The following is an 18,962-nucleotide window of genomic DNA, read 5'->3' on the forward strand; positions in this document are numbered from 1 at the left end:
AGTTCGAAGTTTAACTATGAGTCACGAATTCCCCACCCGGGCAGAGAATTATTCGCAGTGGTACCAGGATCTGGTCATCAAAGCCGACCTGGCCGAAAATTCGGCCGTTCGGGGCTGTATGGTCATCAAGCCTTACGGGTACGCGATCTGGGAGAAGATGCAGGCAGTGCTGGACCAGATGTTCAAGGATACCGGCCACGTGAACGCTTATTTCCCCTTGTTCATTCCGAAATCGTTCTTTTCCAAAGAAGCTTCCCATGTGGAAGGCTTTGCCAAAGAGTGTGCCGTGGTCACCCATTACCGGCTCAAGAACGCGGAAGATGGAAGCGGCGTGGTGGTGGATCCGGAAGCGCGATTGGAAGAGGAACTGATCGTGCGGCCTACCTCCGAGACCATCATCTGGAATACCTACCGGGGATGGATCCAGTCGTACCGCGATCTGCCTATCCTGGTGAACCAGTGGGCTAACGTGGTGCGTTGGGAGATGCGTACACGCCTGTTCCTGCGAACGGCTGAGTTCCTGTGGCAGGAAGGTCATACCGCGCACGCGACGGCCGAAGAGGCCATTATCGAAACCGAAAAGATGCTTGACGTCTACGCCGAGTTTGCCGAGCAATACCTCGCGTTACCGGTCATCAAGGGAGTCAAGACCCCGAACGAGCGTTTCGCCGGGGCGTTGGAGACTTATTGCATCGAAGCGATGATGCAGGATGGTAAGGCGCTTCAGGCCGGCACCTCGCATTTCCTCGGACAGAACTTCGCCAAGGCCTTTGAGGTGAAGTTCACCAACAAGGAAGGTAAACAAGATTATGTCTGGGCCACAAGCTGGGGTGTTTCCACCCGTCTGATGGGCGCGTTGATCATGGCGCATTCGGACGATGACGGACTGGTCTTGCCACCCAAGCTGGCGCCGGTCCAGGTGGTGATCGTGCCGATCTATAAGACGGACGAGCAGTTGAAAGCGATCTCCGCGGTTGCCGACCAACTGGCGGCCGAGTTCAAGGCTAAGGGTATCCGCGTCAAGTATGACGATCGCGACACGCACAAGCCCGGTTGGAAGTTCAACGAGTACGAATTCAAGGGCGTGCCGGTCCGCATCGCGATTGGTCCCCGTGACCTGGAGAACGGTACCGCGGAAGTCGCCCGGCGCGATACGAAGGAGAAGAGCTCCATGCAGATCACCGATCTGACCCTGAAGGTGGAACACCTGCTTGAGCAGATCCAGGACAACCTCTACCGCAAGGCGTTGACGCAGCAGGAAGAACGCACCTACCGGGTCGATAGCTGGGAGGAGTTCGAAACAAAACTGGATGCCGGCGGTTTTCTTTACGCGCATTGGGACGGAACACCGGAGACCGAACAGGCGATCAAAGACAAGACCAAGGCGACGATCCGTTGCATTCCGCTGAATAATAAAACAGAGGAAGGTAAATGCATCCTGACAGGCAAGCCGTCGAAGCAGCGGGTGTTGTTTGCCAGGGCGTACTGAGGAGGTGCGAGGAGCGAGGGACGAGGGACGAGTAGTTTGATGTTCTCTGCCTACGCTAATGCTTCGGCAGGCAGGTGGGTTTCGCGCTCCGGGTTGGATAAGTGCTGAAGGCCTTTCACCAATCACTAATTACCAATTACTAATTACTAATTTCCAGTTACCGCTGCTGATTCTTCCCTGACTCCAACCCAACCCGAAACTAGAAACCCGAAACTAGAAACTAGACACCCCAACCCCCAAACCCTGTACCCCATGGATCCCAGTCCACGCGAGTTGATCGTGAAGTTGATGAAGGAAAAGGTTGCGCTGAAGCAGACGGTAGCGGAGCGTACGGAGGAGGGATTTGTTTTGTTGAAGCGGATGCTGCGGGATTTGTTCAGTGACCTGCAGGGGGAAGTCAAGCGGATCGGAAAGAACATTCCGCTGGAGTACAAGGACCGCGGCGATTACCGTGTCGACTTTACGTTGGGGGATGATTACCTCGTTTTTCAGTTGCACACGAACGTATTCACGTTTGAAGGGAGTCACGAAGTATGGAAGACATCCTATGTGCGCGACGATGCGAGCCGCTCCTTCGTCGGGAAGATCCTGGTGTATAATTTCCTCACGGAGTCGATGACGTACAACCGTCCGAATGATCTGGGCTACCTGATCGCGCGGATCTTCATCAACAAGGAGAACCACTACTTCGTGGAAGGGAAGCGGCAGTTGGGCTTTTTGTACAACGATTTCAGCAGCCTGGAATTCAACGAAGAGGCGGTACGCAAGCTGCTCGAATCGGCGATCCTGTACAGTCTCGATTTTGACCCGTTCACACCGCCCTACGACCAGGTTATCCAGGTAACGGTTGGTGAGATCCAGGAGACCGAAGTCCAGGCGAAGATCGCCACCGGAAAGCGCTTGGGCTTTCGTTTTCAGACTGATTCAGGAGCCATCTAAGGCGAAAAAATTGTGCATCCGGTTTGGAAATACCGGAAAATCCCTACTTTTGCACTCCCCAATCACGGCCCGTTCGTCTAGGGGTCCAGGACGCGTCCCTTTCACGGATGAAACATGGGTTCGATTCCCATACGGGCTACCAAAACCGCTCTTTTTGAGCGGTTTTTCTTTTTTAAGCTTGGCTCCTCTGTATTATCTGCACTATCTGGCTTTGGTGCCAGCGTAATTTTCCAAATGCAGCCATTGCCGATGGGCACCCGGGAATTACTCTGCTGATGCTCTCATAGTACCCGGCATCACAAACTCTCGGAAGTTGGAGCGGTCGATGATGCGGCCTTCGGCGGAGTAGTGTTCGAGGAAGGATTTCGGGATGCGCTTACGGCCGTTATGATTCCAGGCGAACTCGTAGGCGTAGAGTTGTCCGCCCGTTTCTTCGATCAGGTCGATTTCCTGCTGTTGAATGGTGCGCCAGAAGAAGCGGTTGGCGGGAAGCCGGTGGTATTCGCGGTACTTCATGCGTTCGGTGACGAGGAAGTTCTCCCAGAGCGCGCCCTTGTCGTTGCGGAGGGAAAGCGGGTTCAGGTTTTGGATGATGGCATTGCGGATGCCGTTGTCGTAGAAGTAGATCTTCCGGTTTTCGCGGATCTCGTTGCGCAGGTTCCTGCTGAAACTGTTCAGGCGAAAGACGATGAACGTTTTTTCCAGCAGTTCGATGTAACGGGCGACCGTGTTCTTGTCGATGCCGATGAGGCCGGATAGTTCGTTGTACGATACTTCCTGTCCGAGTTGCAGGGCCAGCGCGCGCAGGAGCTTTTCCAGTATCTCCGGCTTTCGGATGCCCGAGATCGCGAGCACGTCTTTGTAGAGGTAGCTGGTGCACAGTTCCTGCAGGACTTCGCGCGCGTTATCGCGCTTCGTGACCACTTCCGGATACATTCCGAATACGAGTCGTTCTTCCAATTGCTGTTCCGCTTCGAGATATCCGAGGCTTGATTCAAGTTCTTCCCAACTGAGCGGGAAGAGGCGGTATTCGATCTTACGACCGGTGAGGGGTTCCTGCGTGGTCTGGTTGATTTCCAATGCCGAGGAACCACTGACGAGCAGTTGTACGGCCTTGAACCGGTCGGTGATCAGTTTTAGCGTAAGTCCGATATCGGGAATGCGCTGGGCTTCGTCGATGTAAACAAAATGGTAGCGGCCGATGATGGTTTTAAGGCGCGATTCACTTACACCACTCAGCAGGTTCCGGATCGCGGGGTCGTCGCCGTTGAGGAAAAGATGGGCCTCCTTTAGCAGCAGATGCCTGATGAGGGTGGTCTTTCCGACCTGGCGAGGGCCGAGCAGGATCAGCGCTTTACCCCGGAAGAACGTATGCGGGAGTTTGGCCGAAAGTGTTCTGGAAATCATAATCACCAAATATAGTATGTTTTTGGTGATTATGTTCACCAAAAGCATACTATATTTGGTGAATACGTTCACCAAAGATATAGTATATTTGGTGAATAGAAGGATAGAGGGCGTAAAATTTGATTTTTTTGACGAATATCCTACATTTCTCAAGTTGTGGCTAAACTACAATCCGGAGCGAGGTTGAGGTGAAGAAAAAGTGCTGTGCCATAGCCCCGATGGAGGTCCGCCGCCATGCCGGAACTTCGGAGCGGGTAGTGGTGAATGGAGATCGATGGTTCAAGCGGGTCGGCAGCGTTGATGCGGCGGCGGGCCGAGAGCGGGACCGCGGGTGATCTGGGCAGGGCGTACCGCTCCTGATCAATTCCTTCACCCATGCATACTATGCGTTGGTATAAAAGCAGGGCAGCAGCGTTGAAGGGTTTTGTCGAAGCGTCGGGATTTGACCATCTTGCTTTGTCTTATCATCTCCACATGATGCTCCGCTTACTTTCTCTCAGTTTTTTATTGCTGTTGCATTCATGCTCGTTTCGGGCAATGGCGCAAGCCGGGTGTGGCAACGACTCGGTGGTCGTTACCTGGGTGTATGGCCTGAACCAGGCAATGGGCAATTATACCTATGCCGTTTCCACCGCGACCTATGATCTGGACTCGGGGATCGTGGAGACCTGTACGCAACTCGACTTTCCTCCCTCGCCACCGAATTGTAATACCGGCTATTGGTCGCGCACCGATACCACGTTCGACGGCTCCGGCCGTGTGGTTTTGTTACTGACGCTGACCGGATCTACGACCGGTTGGGTGAATGACCGCCAGACGATTCGCTCCTATCATCCCGTTTACAACCAGTTGGTATTCGAGGCGAAGTTGCAATGGAATGGTTCGGCCTGGGACTCTGTCGAAGTAACCGACCGGATCGTCAATGGATCTGGTCAGGTTACGGAAACAGCCGTTTACGATTTCAGTGGCAGCAGTCGGGTGCCGCGCACGCGCGAGTTGGTGACCTACATCGACGGGCATCCGAACGACCGTACCTACCAGCATGGCGACCTGGGCAACTGGGTGAATGACTCGTTGTATCAGTTCAGTTACTCGGGAACGATCCGTACCGGTCTTGCTTACAGTACCTGGGATTCCGGAGCTTCCAACTGGGTATTCCAGTCGCTGACACCCTACCTCTTCCAGACGGATGAGTGGTGCGCTGAACGAAAGCGGTACGATGATAATGTGGTGTCCGGTATCCAGACCCTGGACAGCGTGACGTGGTATGTGGATACGCTGGAGCAAACGGTCTACTTTCACTCCTTCGCCTGGACGGATTTCAATTTGTCGGGTTCATTCTTTCCGACGGCTTACATCAAGGATTTCGACTCCGGTTATCTGCGTGGTGAGTTGTTGCTGATCCATTCTGCCGAGGGCGATTACGCGCTGGAGGTGATCTCCGGCGACTCGACCTGGTTTGCGGTCGATCGTCCGGTGGTGACCGATTATACTTACGATACACTCAATCACTATTCGTATATCGAGTCCACCGGCGGCTGTACGAATCCATGCGGTAGTGAGTTCACGTACAACATCGAGCCGGACGGATTCCAGGCTTCTCAGCATTATCACCGGTGGACGATGACCAACGATGAGGACATATACACCATCGCCGAGCGGAGTCCGCGTAACCGGCCGATGCTGGTCGCTCCGATCTGGGAGTACGATGTGCCGTTGTGTTACAACGAGACCTATCAGCCGCACATCACGCTGGCTGGTGGCTGTGCACCTTATTCGGTGCGCTGGACACCTTCGAACGGTCTCTCGAACGACACCATCCTGGATCCCGTGATAACCGTGAGGGCTTATCAGGCTTACACCCTTGTGGTGACCGATGCGAACGGGCAGACCGATACTTTGCAGTATTCGCTCTCACCCGTCATCGATATGTCGTTGCAGCAACCCGCCACTGTTTGCGACACCCTGCGCACGCTTGAGTTGTACAATGGCGCCGGTCTGACAACGCAGTGGTATTGGAACAGTGTGCCGATACCCGGTGCCACCGGCATGACCTACCGGGCGGACAGCGCGGGCGAGTATTATGTGATGACCACGCTGATAGCTCCATCGCAACATTTCGAATCGAAAACCTGTGATAATTATTCCGATACCGTACTGGTGATTCCGCACTTGCCCTTGCTGGCTGATGCCGGGCTTGCGCAGGTATCGTGTGCAGGCGATACCCTTGAGCTGGGCGGAGCGCCGACCGGCAGCGAGGGCATTGGCGCCTTGTTCTATCTGTGGACTCCCGCAACTGGACTTAGCAGCGATACGGTGGCCAATCCCACGGTCGTCCCGCTCTCTGTGACCACCTACACGGTTCAGGTGACGGACGAGCAAGGGTGTACCGCTGCTGCAACGGCGGAGGTGACAGTCAGCCCCGGGTTCTCGGCGAGTCTCGTTCAAGCGGGCGACAGTCTGCTCGCCACTGCCGGTGCCGCTACTTATTCCTGGTACCGGAACGATACCCTGTTGGCCAGTGGAACGGATCCGTTTTACCTGCCGGTCGTGAACGGTGACTATCATGTGATCGCGACGGATTCGTTGGGGTGTGAAGCCATCTCGGCGGATTTCAATTTTATCCTGACGAGCGTTATCGGGCAGTCGTCGGCGGGTAGCATCCGAGTGTATCCAAATCCGGCGGAACAAACCGCTACCATCGACCTCGGACAATCGTCCGGCGGTTTTTCCTTGCGGGTGCTGGACCTGTTCGGAAGAATTTGCCTCGACGTCCAAAGCGAAGGGTCGAGCGCGGTGGTGGATCTGCGGAACCTTGTAACCGGTACTTATTCAGTGGAGATCGTTGCAGGAGGAATGCATACTGTGAAAAGACTCCTGGTTGCTCGATAGGGGATTTGTATGTCTGCTATACAGGAATTGATAATTTTCCGTAGCTGATTGTAGGTGTTTTGAATTGAACGGAAAGCCGTTGTCGCCCCTGTGCAACCGGAACTGAATTGATGCGCAATGACCTGATCCGGCAGTTTTATACCTGCTCGCTTAAAATAAATAATTACGGATAAAGGGGGAATTCAGTCAGATTATCCATGAATGTAGCGTCTGGGGAAGCGCATCCCTTGCCCTCATTAGGTTAGCCGGTTTATTATGACGACCTTGCGGCTAATCAATTCATAATTAAACAGTAGTACAATGGAAAAAGGTAAAGTAAAGTTTTACAACAGTGCCAAAGGATTCGGTTTCATCTGTGACGAGAAGACGGGCGAAGACATCTTCGTTCACGCCACGGGATTACGGGCCGACATCTATGAAGGCGATGTTGTGACGTTTGAATTAACGCAAGGAAAAAAAGGTATGAACGCGATCGAAGTGCAGATCGCTCAGTAACATATTTCTCTTCTGTTAAACTAGTCCGCCCCCAGACAGGGGCGGATTTTTTTTACCCCTGCCAGCGGATAAGCAAGGAAGGGTTCCGATGTTTTCTTGCCGATTCGCTAAATTCGTGAAATGGAGTTGTGGGTCATTGCCTGCTTTGGATTGATCGCCTGGATGAACGCGGCGGTGGGGCATGGCGGCGCCAGCGGGTATACGGCTTTGATGGTGCTCGCGGGCTTTGCGCAAGTTATCATCCGGCCGGTCGCGTTGGAATTGAACCTGTTGGTGTCGGCACTTGCAACCTGGCATTTCTTTAGAGCGGGATATTTTCGAAAGCGCCTTTTTCTATCGCTCATCCTCTTATCGGTTCCGATGGCTTATCTCGGTTCGCTGACCGTGTTACCCGATCGGATCTACAAAGTATTGCTGGGTTGCTGTCTGTTGATCTCGGTCGTCCGGATCGCGATACCGATGGGGCATAGTGAGCACAACGCGACGCGTCTGTTACCAACCTGGCTTGCGTGCATCATCGGAGGGACCCTTCTAGCACCGATCAAATCCGGATTCCTGGACACTGCAAGAATTTTTTTTGCAAGACGAGTTGCCGTGGGTTGTTCGGCACAAACTACGGTTGCTGTCAAGTTTCACGGAATCTGGATCTGAGTTTGAGGTGATTTCATTGAGTAGAATATCAAAGTGAAGAAATGCAGGCTGGTGCCTTCTGACTAGCAGCCGGGGAACAGACAAGTCGTGTGGTGGTATAGAGAGAAGTGCCATTTGCATTCATGCAATTCGTAAATTCGTACTTTTATCGTGCCATCCAATTGGAGGTCTAGCCAATGTATCGAAGAGTCAAACGTGATTTGAAAATTGATTGTCAGCACTGTTGTGTTAGGAATGCTTCAGTTTTTTGCAATATGGGACCTTCGGAGTTGCAAATATTCAATGCAAACAAGGTGCTGTTATCTTACGGGCCAGGGGAGTTAATTTTCAAGGAAAATCTTGCGCCAACCGGATTGTTTGTGGTTTTTACCGGCAAGGTCAAGATATTCAAGTCAACACCTGATGGGAAGGAAAAAATTGTGCGCTTGGGCCAAGAGGGTGCATTGTTAGGATATCGGTCATTCTTATCGGAAGAACTGTATAGCGCTACGGCTACTGCGATCGATGAAGTGGTTCTTTGCTATCTCCCCAAGCAAGCATTGATTTCACTAATTTCACATAACCCGGACATCGCATTTCGCCTGATGAAAGTACTGGCGAAAGACCTAAGGGAGGCTGAACATTCGAATGCAAATGCTTTTCAGCGATCTGCCAGAGAAAGGTTAGCCGATGCGTTATTACGATTACAACAGATTTTTGGTGTTGAAGCTCCGCAACAGAAGATTAAGGTGAGGCTCAGCCGTGAGGAGATAGCGAGTTTGGCGGGACTTTCCAGGGAGACAGCTACCCGTGTATTGTCTGAATTTAATAAAGAAGGATTTGTTCGGATTTTCGGCAAGGAGATTGCCATTGTAGATTCTGCGAAATTACACCGGATTGCTCGATCGGAGTTCCCGCCTAATGTGTGACCAGAATCACATTTTCTTGTGATGCCGGTGTTTTTTTAGTGAAAAGGCTGCCGTTACGTTTGTCGGCATGCTTGTGATTATTCAAAGAAAGTACTTTGGGTATTGCCGAAGGGAGCTCCTGGCAATGTACTTCAGAAAACTTTCCTCATTCATTATAGTAGTAATAAATTTAATCACGCATGATGTCGCGTTGGCGGAGGGCGGCATCGGGGTTCAAGCAGAGTTTATTCAGCGTGGGGAGTTTCTAAACGGTTATGGTAAACCAGCCGGTAGTAATGCGGAGTATGCAGCATTTATAGGACAGCGAGCCCGATTGAAATTCAATTACCAATCGGAACGTTTGAGGTTTTATGTTGCGCTTCAGGACATTCGAACTTGGGGAAGTTCGACGCCAAATAAATTATCGGACGGTTTCTTGTCTGTTCATGAGGCGTGGACTGAGTTAAGCATTGGAGATCGATTAAAATTGAAATTTGGCAGACAGGAACTTAACTATGATGATGGGCGATTTCTTGGCAATGCTGATTGGGCATTACAGGCAAGGGCACACGATCTTGCGGCCTTTCAGTATTCGAAAGAAGGATTTGCACTTCATGGTGGCTTTGCATTCAATCAGGAGAAGCAGAATCAATTGCAAGGTAATTTCTATAGTATTACTGGGCAGTACAAAATCGCTCAGTACTTATGGTTGAATCGTTCAGTCAATCGATTAAAATTCGGATTTCTGTTTTGGAATGATGGCGAGCAATTCCTGAGCATTGACAATGACAGTACACGACATGAAAAGGTGCTGTATTCACAAACGTTGGGATTGCCGATATTAGGCTACAGTGTTGGTGCTTGGAATGTTTCAGGTTTTGCTTATTGGCAAACAGGAAAGACAGCAAATGACAAGGCTCTGGAAGCATTTGACCTGGGAGGTGAGATTGTATATCAATTGAAGCAGGAGCGGATCGGCAAGGAGCCACGTAAGTTTAGATTCATTTTGGGTTCGGAGATTCTATCGGGCAATAGTCAATTCAGCACAAAGCAGCACCGATCCAATGCCTACAATCCACTGTTCGGGACCAATCACAAGTTCAATGGATATATGGATTACTTCTATGTGGGTGGAAGGCATGTGAACTCTGTCGGACTGTGGGATTCCTACTTGAAGGGGGTTTTTGAATACAGCCCATCGGGATTTGTCGGGCTATCCGTACATCGATTTTTAGCTGCGGAAGATGTGCGAAATCCGCAGGCAGGTCATATGGATGAAAAAATGGATCGCTACCTGGGAATGGAGAGCGACTTAACTCTCGGTTTTATTATTAACGACCAATTTTCTCTTCAAGGGGGATGTTCAATTTTCCTTGCTGAGGAAACAATGAAGGCCCTGACTGGTGATATAAAGGCTTCGACTTCAAATTACTGGGCTTATATCATGATGCTGATACGGCCGGGTAATAAAGTTAAGTTCACCGGATTGAGAATGTAATATCGAAAACGGCACATACATTATGGACACTAACAGGAGAAAATTTCTAAAAAAATCCCTGCTTTCAGGGCTGGGCACGGTGATGTTGTCCCAAATGCCTTTCAGCGGCTTTTCGGAGGCATTTACTTTTTTCGATCCACTTGACATTGATAATCCGCTTGCACGATATCCCTCACGCGACTGGGAGAAAACCTATCGTGATCTGTGGAATTATGATGATGAGTTTACCTTTTTGTGTGCACCGAATGATACACATAATTGTCTTTTAAAAGCGCATGTAAAAAACGGTTCACTTATCAGAATCGCTCCAAGTTACGGTTTTTCAGAGGCGAAGGATTTGCAAGGCAATCAGGCTTCGGCACGGTGGGAGCCGCGTTGTTGCCAAAAGGGCTTGGCTCTTGCCAGAAGATTCTATGGTGACCGGCGTGCAAAGTATCCGCTTATCCGAGAGGGGTATCTGAAGTGGATTACCAGAGGGATGCCGCGCGGGAAAGATGGGACTATCCCTCCGGAGTACTTAATCAACCGGGGTAAAGAGGCGTTTGTCAGGATTAGTTGGGATGACGCATTTAAATATGCTGCAATGGCGCTTGCCAATATCGCAGAGACATACAATGGAAAGTCGGGTCAGAAGAAGTTGCAGATGCAGGGTTATGATCCATTGATGGTAGAAGCCACCGAAGGGCACGGCGTGGAAGTGTTGAAATTCAGGGGTGGGATGGCTCCGTTGGGAGTGACCAGGATATTCGGCATGAACCGGCTTGCGAATTCGTTTGCCTTGCTCGATGATTATTTCAACAAGAAAGGTGCGGAAGGTTCGCATGCAGCCCGCACATGGGATAGCTATGCCTGGCATACAGATTTGCCTCCTGGGCATCCGATGGTCACCGGCGCGCAAACAGTCGATTTCGACCTGGCATGTACAGAATATGCCAAGCATATTGTGGTATGGGGAATGAATTGGATTACCACCAAAATGCCTGATGCGCATTGGTTGACAGAGGCCCGCTTAAAGGGAGCCAAGGTGACGGTGATTGCTTGTGAGTACAGTGCAACTGCTAATAAAGCGGATTATTTACTGGTGGTACGACCTGGCGTAACGCCAGCATTAGCTTTGGGCTTTGCACATGTGATCATTAACGAGAAATTATACGACAAGGACTTCATAACCCGGTTTACCGATCTTCCATTTCTGATACGGCAGGACAATCAGAAGATACTAAAGCCTGGAGATTTTCTCGCCAACTACGAGAGTGTCAACGCCTCCCGTTATATGGAAGTACTCAAGTCTGGCGAAAAGCCAAAGCATACCTTGAAACAGGGAGTTCCATTTGTGAGCGAGGAGCTTGCAAGAGAGTGGGGTGATTTTGTCATTTGGGATGAGGAGAAACAAAAGACTGCAGTAGTTACCCGCGATGATTACGGGAAATTTATGCTGGAAAAGGGCTTACGGCCTGCCCTGGAAGGCCGATACAAGGTGAAGCTCCTGGATGGGGATGAGATAGAAGTTCGCCCCGTGTTTGACCTGATGAAGGAATATGTGTTGGAGAATTTTGACCCCGTAACGGTTGAGGAGCTTACCTGGGCGCCTCAGGAAGGTATACGAACCATTGCGCGTGAAATTGCCCGGAACAACGGGACAACACTGATTGCAAATGGTATGGGGCCGAACCAGTTTTTCAATAATGACCTGAAGGATCGAGCGATATTTTTCCTGGCATCTCTCACCGGAAATATCGGTAAGCCGGGGGGGAACGTAGGTTCGTTTGCCGGTAATTACCGGGGTGCATACTTTACCGGATTGCCATATTACATAGCGGAAGACCCCTTCAATATCCAGTTGGATCCTATGAAGCCATCCAAGGTGAAAAAGTATTTTCATTATGAATCGGCGCACTTTTTCAACAATGGGGACCGCATACTCCGTATGGGGAAGAAGAATATGACCGGCAAGACTCATATGCCGGTTCCGACGAAATCAATCATGGTCTCGAATGGTAACTCGCTGCTCGCGAATGCTAAGGGTCATTATGAGAATGTCGTAAATACCTATCCGAAGATCGAGTTCATCAGTGTGTTGGAGTGGTGGTGGACGGGTTCATGTGAATATTCGGATATCGTTTTCCCAGTGGACAGTTGGGCAGAGTTCAAGTACCCGGATATTACCATGTCCGTTACGAACCCCTTTTTATATGTGTTTCCTCGAACTCCATTCAAGAGGATATTTGATACTAAGGGAGACATTGAAGTGTTGGCGGGCGTTGCGAAAGCGATGGGGGATCTGACGGGTGATGGCCGCTTCGCCGATTATTTCCGCTTCGTTCATGAGAATAAGCCAGAGGTGTATCTGCAACGAATACTGGATAACAGTCAGGGCACGAAAGGTTACCGATTTGAGGAGTTGGAACAGCAGGCCATGAAGGGGATTCCGGCCCTCCTGATGACACGGACCTATCCAAAGTATGTTGGGATGGAGCAGTCTCAGGAAGAGAAGCAATGGTACACCAAATCCGGCCGATTGGAATTTTATCGAGATGAACCAGAATTTATCGAAGCCGGCGAGAACATGGTGGTATTCCGCGAACCAATTGATTCGACTTTCTTTGAGCCTAATGTGATTTTAGGAAAGGAACATCCTTGCATTATGCCAGACGAACCCCAGAAATATGGAGTTGATCCAAAGGATATTTCAACTGATACGAGGCAAGCGAGGAATATCAGGAAGCCCTGGAGCGAGTTAAAGTTGACGCATCACCCTTTGCAGACGGTAGATAAAGATTTTCGATTTGTCTTCCATACTCCGAAGTTCAGGCACGGAGCGCATACTACCCCGGTTGATACCGATATCATTGCAGTCTGGTTCGGGCCATTTGGTGATATGCATCGAAGGGACAAACGGAAGCCGTTTGTTACCGAGTTGTATATTGATATCAATCCGGCCGATGCTCAATCTCTTGGCGTCGAAGATGGCGATTATGTTTGGATTGACGCGGATCCGAGTGATCGGCCATTCAGGGGGTGGCAATTGCAGAAAAATGGAGAGGCATATGAGTTAGCGCGATTAATGGCGCGTGCACGATATTATCCAGGTACTCCCAGAGGTGTAACACGAATGTGGCACAACGCATACGGTGCGACGTACGGTTCTGTGAAGGGAAATAAGGACAATCCGACAGGATTGGCAAAAAATGAAACAACTGGGTATCAAGCCCTTTTCCGCCGAGGCTCCCATCAGAGTTGTACGCGAGCCTGGCTGAAGCCTACTCTACTGACCGATTCACTTGTAAGAAAAAATAATCTTGGACAGGGGATTGGGAAGGGATTCGAAATTGATGTACACGGGGCTACCGGTAACCCGCGGGAGTCGTTTGTCAGAATATCGCTCGCCGAGCGTGGAGGTTTAGGTGGTCAGGGGCTTTGGGAAGGGGCAGAGAAAGGAATGCGGCCTAGCTATGAGGATTCCGACTTCCTGACTTTCCTGAAAGGGGATTTTATTAAGTAAGCATGATCATTCATATATAAAACATGAGTTATGGCGCAAGTGAACAATTCGCAGTTAAAGCGAAAAATGGAATATCCATACGAGGAGGCCAAACCGAGGAGGCAAATTGCTTATGTGTTCGATACCAATAAGTGTATCGCCTGTCAGACGTGTACAGTAGCGTGTAAAACCACTTGGACGGCTGGCAGAGGGGAGGAGACGATTTTTTTCAATAATGTGGAGACTAAGCCATATGGCGGATACCCTTTGCGTTGGGATGTGAATCTGCTGCGAGAGCTTAAAAATCAGCGGTGGTCGGCAGACGGATCGTACGAAGGTTCTACAATATTTGAGCAGACGGCTCCCGGAGAACGCGTACGGGGATGGCGACCAGCCGAGCGGGATTATGCTTACCCCAATATCGGGGAGGATGAGGTTGTTGGAATGCTTGAAAAAGGAGCTTTCTTCAACGGAATGCATGGATCATGGATGTTTTATCTGGCCAGAATCTGTAATCATTGTTCATATCCAGCCTGTCTTGCTGCTTGCCCGAGAAAAGCGATCTACAAACGGGAGGAGGACGGCATCGTATTGATTGACCAATCACGATGCAGAGGATATAAGGAATGCGTGAAAGCGTGCCCATACAAAAAGACTTTTTATAATATGGTAACACGTGTTTCTGAGAAGTGCATTGGTTGTTATCCTCTGATTGAAAAGGGCGAACAGCCAAGATGTGTAACCACCTGTATCGGAAAGATCAGAATGCAAGGCTTCATGGAGGCTGCAAAGGAGCCCAGAAAAGATAACCCGATCGACATGATTGTAAATATCCGGAAGGTCGCTTTGCCGCTCTATCCCCAATATGGTACGCAGCCGAATGTTTATTACGTGCCGCCGATTCATGTTCCAGGAGATTTTCTACTTCAGATGTTCGGCCCATCAGTAAAACAAGCAGTGGAGACTTATCGAAATATACATGATGACCGGGAGTTATTGGCGGCATTTCTGCTATTTGGAAATACCACGAAGATTATTCACAGCTATAGGGCCGAGGAACATTTTGCCGTTGGTTACAATGAACTCGGTGATGAGGTTGTTCGTGTCCCGTACACTGAACCAGTACATGTAAGAGCTTATTATGACGAAAAAATAGGGACTTACCGGCACAATACGCCCTGATGCGGCAGATAGGATTCGAATCGCCTGCCCGGTGCTTCATGTTTCTATTTACCTGAAAAGATAATTAATAATGCTTATGAAAAACAGAGTCTTTCACTTACTTATCCTGCTCCTCCTCCAAGCATTAGCTAGTACCGCTCAAAAAAGTGGAGAGCAAATATTCACAACTACCTGTGTTGCGTGCCATTCGATAGGCAAAGGAAAGGTGGTAGGGCCGGACCTCGTGAATGTTGGCGAACGACGTAGTCAATCATGGCTGATCAGATTCATCCGCTCTTCACAAGCGATGGTTAAAAATGGTGACGCGGTCGCTGTAAAGCTCTTCAATGAGTTCAATAAAATCCCGATGCCTGATCAAGCCCTTTCGGATATTGAGATTAAATCAGTGTTGACATATATTAAGTCAAAGTCTAAACCCGCCACTAGTTCCGGAACTTCCAAGATTGCCGGGAAGACGGTGAATCCGGTGACGGTCAATAAGCCAAAATCTACCGGAGTAAAGCAAGATGCTGTCAAACGGGTTACGGCATGGGATACTTCTTCGATCGTCATCCACTCAAAGAAGATGGATGGCCCCATTCAGGCGAAGGATATCAGCGCTGTTTCATGGGAACAAGCCGAAGCAGTAGTTGTGCCGGTTTCACCACAGCAAATTACCTATCCTAATCTACCGGTTGCGTCAATAAGTGACTTGAAGGTTAAAAGCTTGTACTTTGGTAATTGGGTGGCGTTCCTGATAACGTGGGCGGATTCTACCCGAGATGTATTTGTAGATGCTGATCTTTTCTGTGATCAGTTGGCGGTTCAGCTGCCTGTAGATGGGAGTAGCATTCCAAGCTACATGATGGGAAATTCCGGGGGCAAGGTGCATATCATTCACTGGAAGGGTATCTGGCAGGAGGATTGTGAACGAGGTTTTCGGGACGTGTTAGATGCTCATCCGAATTTGTGGGTGGATGTTTATCCATTTCAGGAGGGCGAATTAGACAGAAGCAAGAGGATTTATGCAAAGGATATCACTGCCGAGCATATTGTAGAAAGTCAAAGTTTTAATAATCTCCCAGGAACATACTCGAAAAATCCAGTATCGTCGATCATGCGAAAAGAACCGGTAGAAGAAGCAAATGCGACTGGTTTCGGTACTTTAGCAACGCAAGAGACTCAGCAGGCAAAAGGTTGGGGTAAATGGGAAAATAACCAATGGACAGTTTGTTTGGTGATTCCTGTAAATACCGGAAATATCAATAAGGCCAAATTTACTGAAATTACTAAAGTGTCCTTTGCTGTATGGAACGGCTCGAAGCAAAATATTGGCGGTCGTAAACATTACAGTTCTTGGGTGGACCTCACTCTTAAGTAATCTAGATATGGAAAATGAAGATAAGAATGTTGTCGCATCGGACATGTATCGACTCTTGAGTCAAGCGATTGCCTACCCGGACGCTGAGCGTCATGAACGAGTGCGTGAAATGCTACTATCATTAGATTCGGTAGACCTGCCTGATCGAAAATGGACAGATATTGTGCGAAAATTAAGGCTTCTGCACCCGGATGCGACTACTCTGCAGACAGAATATTCGAGGGTCTTTATTCAAGGGGGATTGGCGATTACCGAGAGTCATGTCCTTTCAAGATATAATGCGGTAAGCGAGGTGTCTGCCTTCTATGCCGCATTCGGACTCAGTCCAAAGTCTGGTGAAACCCCGGACTCGCTAATGTACCAACTTGAGTTCGCTGCGGTATTAAAGTTGAAGGAGTCTCTGGCTCGAGACAAGGAATCGGCATCCGTTACGCGAGAGATATTTTCTGGATTTCTAACCGGTCACCTCACTGAATTTGCTGGAAAATTCAATGAAATGATGCAAAATGGAGATGCATTGCCTTATTACAAGACACTGACTGAGTCGATTCTCGCTTTTGTTGAAGCTGATTCCCTACTATATAATTCTGTCACCCAATGAACTGTTCAATGTTAATATGGGGCTTGCCACAAGGACCTGAACTCTTGCTTATTCTTGCGGGTATTCTGCTATTATTCGGAGGTAAAAAACTGCCGGAATTGATGAAAGGGTTAGGGCGAGGGATTTCCGAGTTCAAAAAGGCTAAAGATGGTGATGACGACCAACCCGACTCCAAGGCTCATTGACAGGTTCGGAAGGGTACATGACTACCTTCGAATCTCCCTGACCGATGCATGCAATTTTCGGTGTGTCTATTGTATGCCTGCCGGGAAGCAGGGGTGTAAGATCCGTCCGACAACTATGACTCGCGATGATATTCTGACATTTGCCAGAACCTTTGTGCAGCTCGGGGTAAAGAAAATAAGACTAACCGGTGGGGAACCCTTGTTCAGAGCGGATGTCGGTACTATCGTCCAGGATCTTTCCGGAATTTGCTCAGAGTTATCGCTGACAACGAATGGTTTTTTTATTGATAAATACCTTGAAGTTCTCTTGTCAGCTGGAATTCGTTCCCTCAATGTTAGCCTTGATTCCTTAAAAAGCGAGCGGTTCAAACTACTTACGGGACGCGATTACTTTGCGCTTGTTTGGAGGAATATTGGTTTACTGCTCAAACATCAAGTTAATGTAAAATTGAATGTTGTTGTCATGAGAGGTGTTAACGATGATGAAATAAGTGATTTTGTTGAACTAACCCGACATTTGCCGATTCATATTCGATTCATTGAGTTTATGCCGTTTGCCGGGAATTCCTGGAGCAGTAATAAAGTTGTCCGAAGCGAGGAAATCTTGGAGCAAGTTGGCACCAAGTATCCAATCAAGAAAATTCCTGATGGACTGAATGATACTACCCGTAAATATCAAATTCCCGGCTTTTGCGGGACCATTGCCTTGATAGGCACGTTGAGTAATCCATTTTGCGGAACTTGTAACAGGTTGCGTTTGACTGCGGACGGAAGGTTGAAAAACTGCTTGTATTCTGCGAGTGAAGTTGATCTGCTTTCCGCAATGCGGAATGGGGTGGACATTGTTCCCTTGATTCAGAATGCCGTACTGAACAAGGCCCATCAGACCGGAGGGCAATTATCCACCGATATGAGTAAAATAAGCACCGATTTATTGGTGAACAGACAGATGGTAATGATTGGAGGTTAATCTCTTTTCAACAGGCATCTAGTAATCGATTTTTCGGTGTAGTCCGAGGATTGTCTGAAAGGAGTCTGAAGTGAATTGGATAACTTTGTGATTACGCAGCATTACTTATTCAATGGGAGAATCACTATTTTTGTCTCATAAATGAAATGAATCGAATAACAGCAAGTAGCGATTCCAATTATTTAATTCTTCCCGCGTGGAGTTTGTTCTGATAATCGCATTTTTAGTTATCGCCTGGATGAACGCGGCGGTGGGGCATGGCGGCGCCAGCGGGTATACGGCTTTGATGGTGCTCGCGGGCTTTGCGCAAGTTATCATCCGGCCGGTCGCGTTGGAGTTGAACCTGTTGGTGTCGGCACTTGCAACCTGGCATTTCTTTAGAGCGGGATATTTTCGAAAGCGCCTTTTTCTATCGCTCATCCTCTTATCGGTTCCGATGGCTTATCTCGGTTCGCTGACCGTGTTACCCGATCGGATCTACAAAGTATTGCTGGGTTGCTGTCTGTTGATCTCGGTCGTCCGGATCGCGATACCGATGGGGCATAGTGAGCACAACGCGACGCGTCTGTTACCAACCTGGCTTGCGTGCATCATCGGAGGCTTGATCGGTCTTGTGTCGGGAATGGTCGGCATAGGCGGCGGGATACTGTTGTCGCCGGTGTTGTTGCTTGGCCGCTGGTCGACCATCAAGGAGACCGCTGCGCTATCGGCGCCGTTCATTTTCGTGAATTCCCTTGCCGGGCTGAGCGGATTATTCCTCAGTGATAAATTGAGTGTATTTCCCGAGCCCTTCTGGTTGATCGCTGCCATGACCGGCGGACTGTTGGGAGCCTGGAGCGGCAGCCGGAAATTGCCGGTGCCGGCCTTGCGCTGGGTGTTGGTGGTAGTATTGTCTGTTGCCGCCGGTAAATTGTTCCTTCCCTGA

Annotated in this window: 16 protein-coding genes and 1 tRNA gene; 15 read left to right on the top strand and 2 right to left on the bottom strand. The window is 49.4% G+C overall.

The genetic code is table 11. The features are described 5' to 3' along the window. Window positions 1-16 precede the first annotated feature (16 nt). The 3 genes from IPJ96_05410 to IPJ96_05420 all read left to right on the top strand — a co-directional run bounded on the left by IPJ96_05410 (window position 17) and on the right by IPJ96_05420 (window position 2,570). Complete coding sequence (locus IPJ96_05410) at window positions 17-1,489, top strand: proline--tRNA ligase (GenBank protein MBK7909786.1); 1,473 nt, start codon at window positions 17-19, stop codon at window positions 1,487-1,489. Between the two features lie 252 nt (window positions 1,490-1,741). After that, entirely contained in the window at window positions 1,742-2,428 is a 687-nt protein-coding gene (locus IPJ96_05415; GenBank protein ID MBK7909787.1) for a hypothetical protein, read from the top strand. 66 nt (window positions 2,429-2,494) lie between these two features. Next, window positions 2,495-2,570 (top strand) — tRNA-Glu (locus IPJ96_05420). A gap of 122 nt (window positions 2,571-2,692) precedes the next feature. Here IPJ96_05420 and IPJ96_05425 read toward each other — a convergent pair. Together IPJ96_05425 and IPJ96_05430 are read right to left on the bottom strand one after the other, a co-directional pair. Then, window positions 2,693-3,835 carry an ATP-binding protein gene (locus IPJ96_05425; GenBank protein MBK7909788.1) on the bottom strand — a complete coding sequence of 381 codons (1,143 nt, stop codon included), beginning with the start codon at window positions 3,833-3,835 and terminating at the stop codon, window positions 2,693-2,695. A gap of 149 nt (window positions 3,836-3,984) precedes the next feature. Continuing rightward, window positions 3,985-4,212 carry a hypothetical protein gene (locus IPJ96_05430; protein MBK7909789.1) on the bottom strand — a complete coding sequence of 76 codons (228 nt, stop codon included), beginning with the start codon at window positions 4,210-4,212 and terminating at the stop codon, window positions 3,985-3,987. A 7-nt stretch (window positions 4,213-4,219) separates the two neighbouring features. On the opposite strand from IPJ96_05430, the gene IPJ96_05435 reads away from it, so the two are divergent. From IPJ96_05435 to IPJ96_05490, 12 genes are all read left to right on the top strand, one after another. Next, entirely contained in the window at window positions 4,220-6,727 is a 2,508-nt protein-coding gene (locus tag IPJ96_05435; GenBank protein ID MBK7909790.1) for a T9SS type A sorting domain-containing protein, read from the top strand. Between the two features lie 300 nt (window positions 6,728-7,027). After that, complete coding sequence (locus tag IPJ96_05440) at window positions 7,028-7,222, top strand: cold shock domain-containing protein (GenBank protein MBK7909791.1); 195 nt, start codon at window positions 7,028-7,030, stop codon at window positions 7,220-7,222. Window positions 7,223-7,342: 120 nt separating this feature from the next. Further along, complete coding sequence (locus IPJ96_05445; GenBank protein ID MBK7909792.1) at window positions 7,343-7,873, top strand: sulfite exporter TauE/SafE family protein; 531 nt, start codon at window positions 7,343-7,345, stop codon at window positions 7,871-7,873. Between the two features lie 254 nt (window positions 7,874-8,127). Continuing rightward, a complete protein-coding gene (locus tag IPJ96_05450; GenBank protein MBK7909793.1) occupies window positions 8,128-8,781 on the top strand; it encodes a Crp/Fnr family transcriptional regulator in 654 nt (217 codons plus the stop codon). Window positions 8,782-8,905: 124 nt separating this feature from the next. Further along, a complete protein-coding gene (locus IPJ96_05455; protein MBK7909794.1) occupies window positions 8,906-10,258 on the top strand; it encodes an alginate export family protein in 1,353 nt (450 codons plus the stop codon). Window positions 10,259-10,280: 22 nt separating this feature from the next. After that, a complete protein-coding gene (locus IPJ96_05460; protein MBK7909795.1) occupies window positions 10,281-13,760 on the top strand; it encodes a molybdopterin-dependent oxidoreductase in 3,480 nt (1,159 codons plus the stop codon). Between the two features lie 30 nt (window positions 13,761-13,790). Next, a complete protein-coding gene (locus IPJ96_05465; GenBank protein ID MBK7909796.1) occupies window positions 13,791-14,921 on the top strand; it encodes a dehydrogenase in 1,131 nt (376 codons plus the stop codon). Window positions 14,922-14,997: 76 nt separating this feature from the next. Then, complete coding sequence (locus IPJ96_05470; GenBank protein MBK7909797.1) at window positions 14,998-16,281, top strand: c-type cytochrome; 1,284 nt, start codon at window positions 14,998-15,000, stop codon at window positions 16,279-16,281. Between the two features lie 7 nt (window positions 16,282-16,288). Further along, complete coding sequence (locus IPJ96_05475; protein ID MBK7909798.1) at window positions 16,289-16,882, top strand: molecular chaperone TorD family protein; 594 nt, start codon at window positions 16,289-16,291, stop codon at window positions 16,880-16,882. An 8-nt stretch (window positions 16,883-16,890) separates the two neighbouring features. Further along, window positions 16,891-17,067: a twin-arginine translocase TatA/TatE family subunit gene (locus tag IPJ96_05480; GenBank protein MBK7909799.1), complete on the top strand. Its 177-nt coding sequence runs from the start codon at window positions 16,891-16,893 to the stop codon at window positions 17,065-17,067. Continuing rightward, a complete protein-coding gene (gene moaA, locus IPJ96_05485) occupies window positions 17,036-18,037 on the top strand; it encodes a GTP 3',8-cyclase MoaA (protein MBK7909800.1) in 1,002 nt (333 codons plus the stop codon). Before IPJ96_05480 ends, moaA begins: the two co-directional genes overlap by 32 nt. 196 nt (window positions 18,038-18,233) lie before the next feature. Beyond that, window positions 18,234-18,962 (top strand): sulfite exporter TauE/SafE family protein, encoded by a 729-nt coding sequence (locus tag IPJ96_05490; protein MBK7909801.1) that lies wholly within the window; start codon window positions 18,234-18,236, stop codon window positions 18,960-18,962.

This window comes from Bacteroidota bacterium (assembly GCA_016713765.1).
GTDB lineage: Bacteria > Bacteroidota > Bacteroidia > AKYH767-A > 2013-40CM-41-45 > Pollutiaquabacter > Pollutiaquabacter aromativorans.

What these genes read in the sequence shown, in the direction of transcription:
- IPJ96_05410 (MBK7909786.1), top strand. Translation starts at nt 17, where the DNA reads ATGAGTCACGAATTCCCCACCCGGGCAGAGAATTATTCGCAGTGGTAC.
- IPJ96_05415 (MBK7909787.1), top strand. Translation starts at nt 1,742, where the DNA reads ATGGATCCCAGTCCACGCGAGTTGATCGTGAAGTTGATGAAGGAAAAG.
- IPJ96_05425 (MBK7909788.1), bottom strand. Translation starts at nt 3,835, where the DNA reads ATGATTTCCAGAACACTTTCGGCCAAACTCCCGCATACGTTCTTCCGG.
- IPJ96_05430 (MBK7909789.1), bottom strand. Translation starts at nt 4,212, where the DNA reads ATGGGTGAAGGAATTGATCAGGAGCGGTACGCCCTGCCCAGATCACCC.
- IPJ96_05435 (MBK7909790.1), top strand. Translation starts at nt 4,220, where the DNA reads ATGCGTTGGTATAAAAGCAGGGCAGCAGCGTTGAAGGGTTTTGTCGAA.
- IPJ96_05440 (MBK7909791.1), top strand. Translation starts at nt 7,028, where the DNA reads ATGGAAAAAGGTAAAGTAAAGTTTTACAACAGTGCCAAAGGATTCGGT.
- IPJ96_05445 (MBK7909792.1), top strand. Translation starts at nt 7,343, where the DNA reads ATGGAGTTGTGGGTCATTGCCTGCTTTGGATTGATCGCCTGGATGAAC.
- IPJ96_05450 (MBK7909793.1), top strand. Translation starts at nt 8,128, where the DNA reads ATGGGACCTTCGGAGTTGCAAATATTCAATGCAAACAAGGTGCTGTTA.
- IPJ96_05455 (MBK7909794.1), top strand. Translation starts at nt 8,906, where the DNA reads ATGTACTTCAGAAAACTTTCCTCATTCATTATAGTAGTAATAAATTTA.
- IPJ96_05460 (MBK7909795.1), top strand. Translation starts at nt 10,281, where the DNA reads ATGGACACTAACAGGAGAAAATTTCTAAAAAAATCCCTGCTTTCAGGG.
- IPJ96_05465 (MBK7909796.1), top strand. Translation starts at nt 13,791, where the DNA reads ATGGCGCAAGTGAACAATTCGCAGTTAAAGCGAAAAATGGAATATCCA.
- IPJ96_05470 (MBK7909797.1), top strand. Translation starts at nt 14,998, where the DNA reads ATGAAAAACAGAGTCTTTCACTTACTTATCCTGCTCCTCCTCCAAGCA.
- IPJ96_05475 (MBK7909798.1), top strand. Translation starts at nt 16,289, where the DNA reads ATGGAAAATGAAGATAAGAATGTTGTCGCATCGGACATGTATCGACTC.
- IPJ96_05480 (MBK7909799.1), top strand. Translation starts at nt 16,891, where the DNA reads ATGTTAATATGGGGCTTGCCACAAGGACCTGAACTCTTGCTTATTCTT.
- moaA (MBK7909800.1), top strand. Translation starts at nt 17,036, where the DNA reads ATGACGACCAACCCGACTCCAAGGCTCATTGACAGGTTCGGAAGGGTA.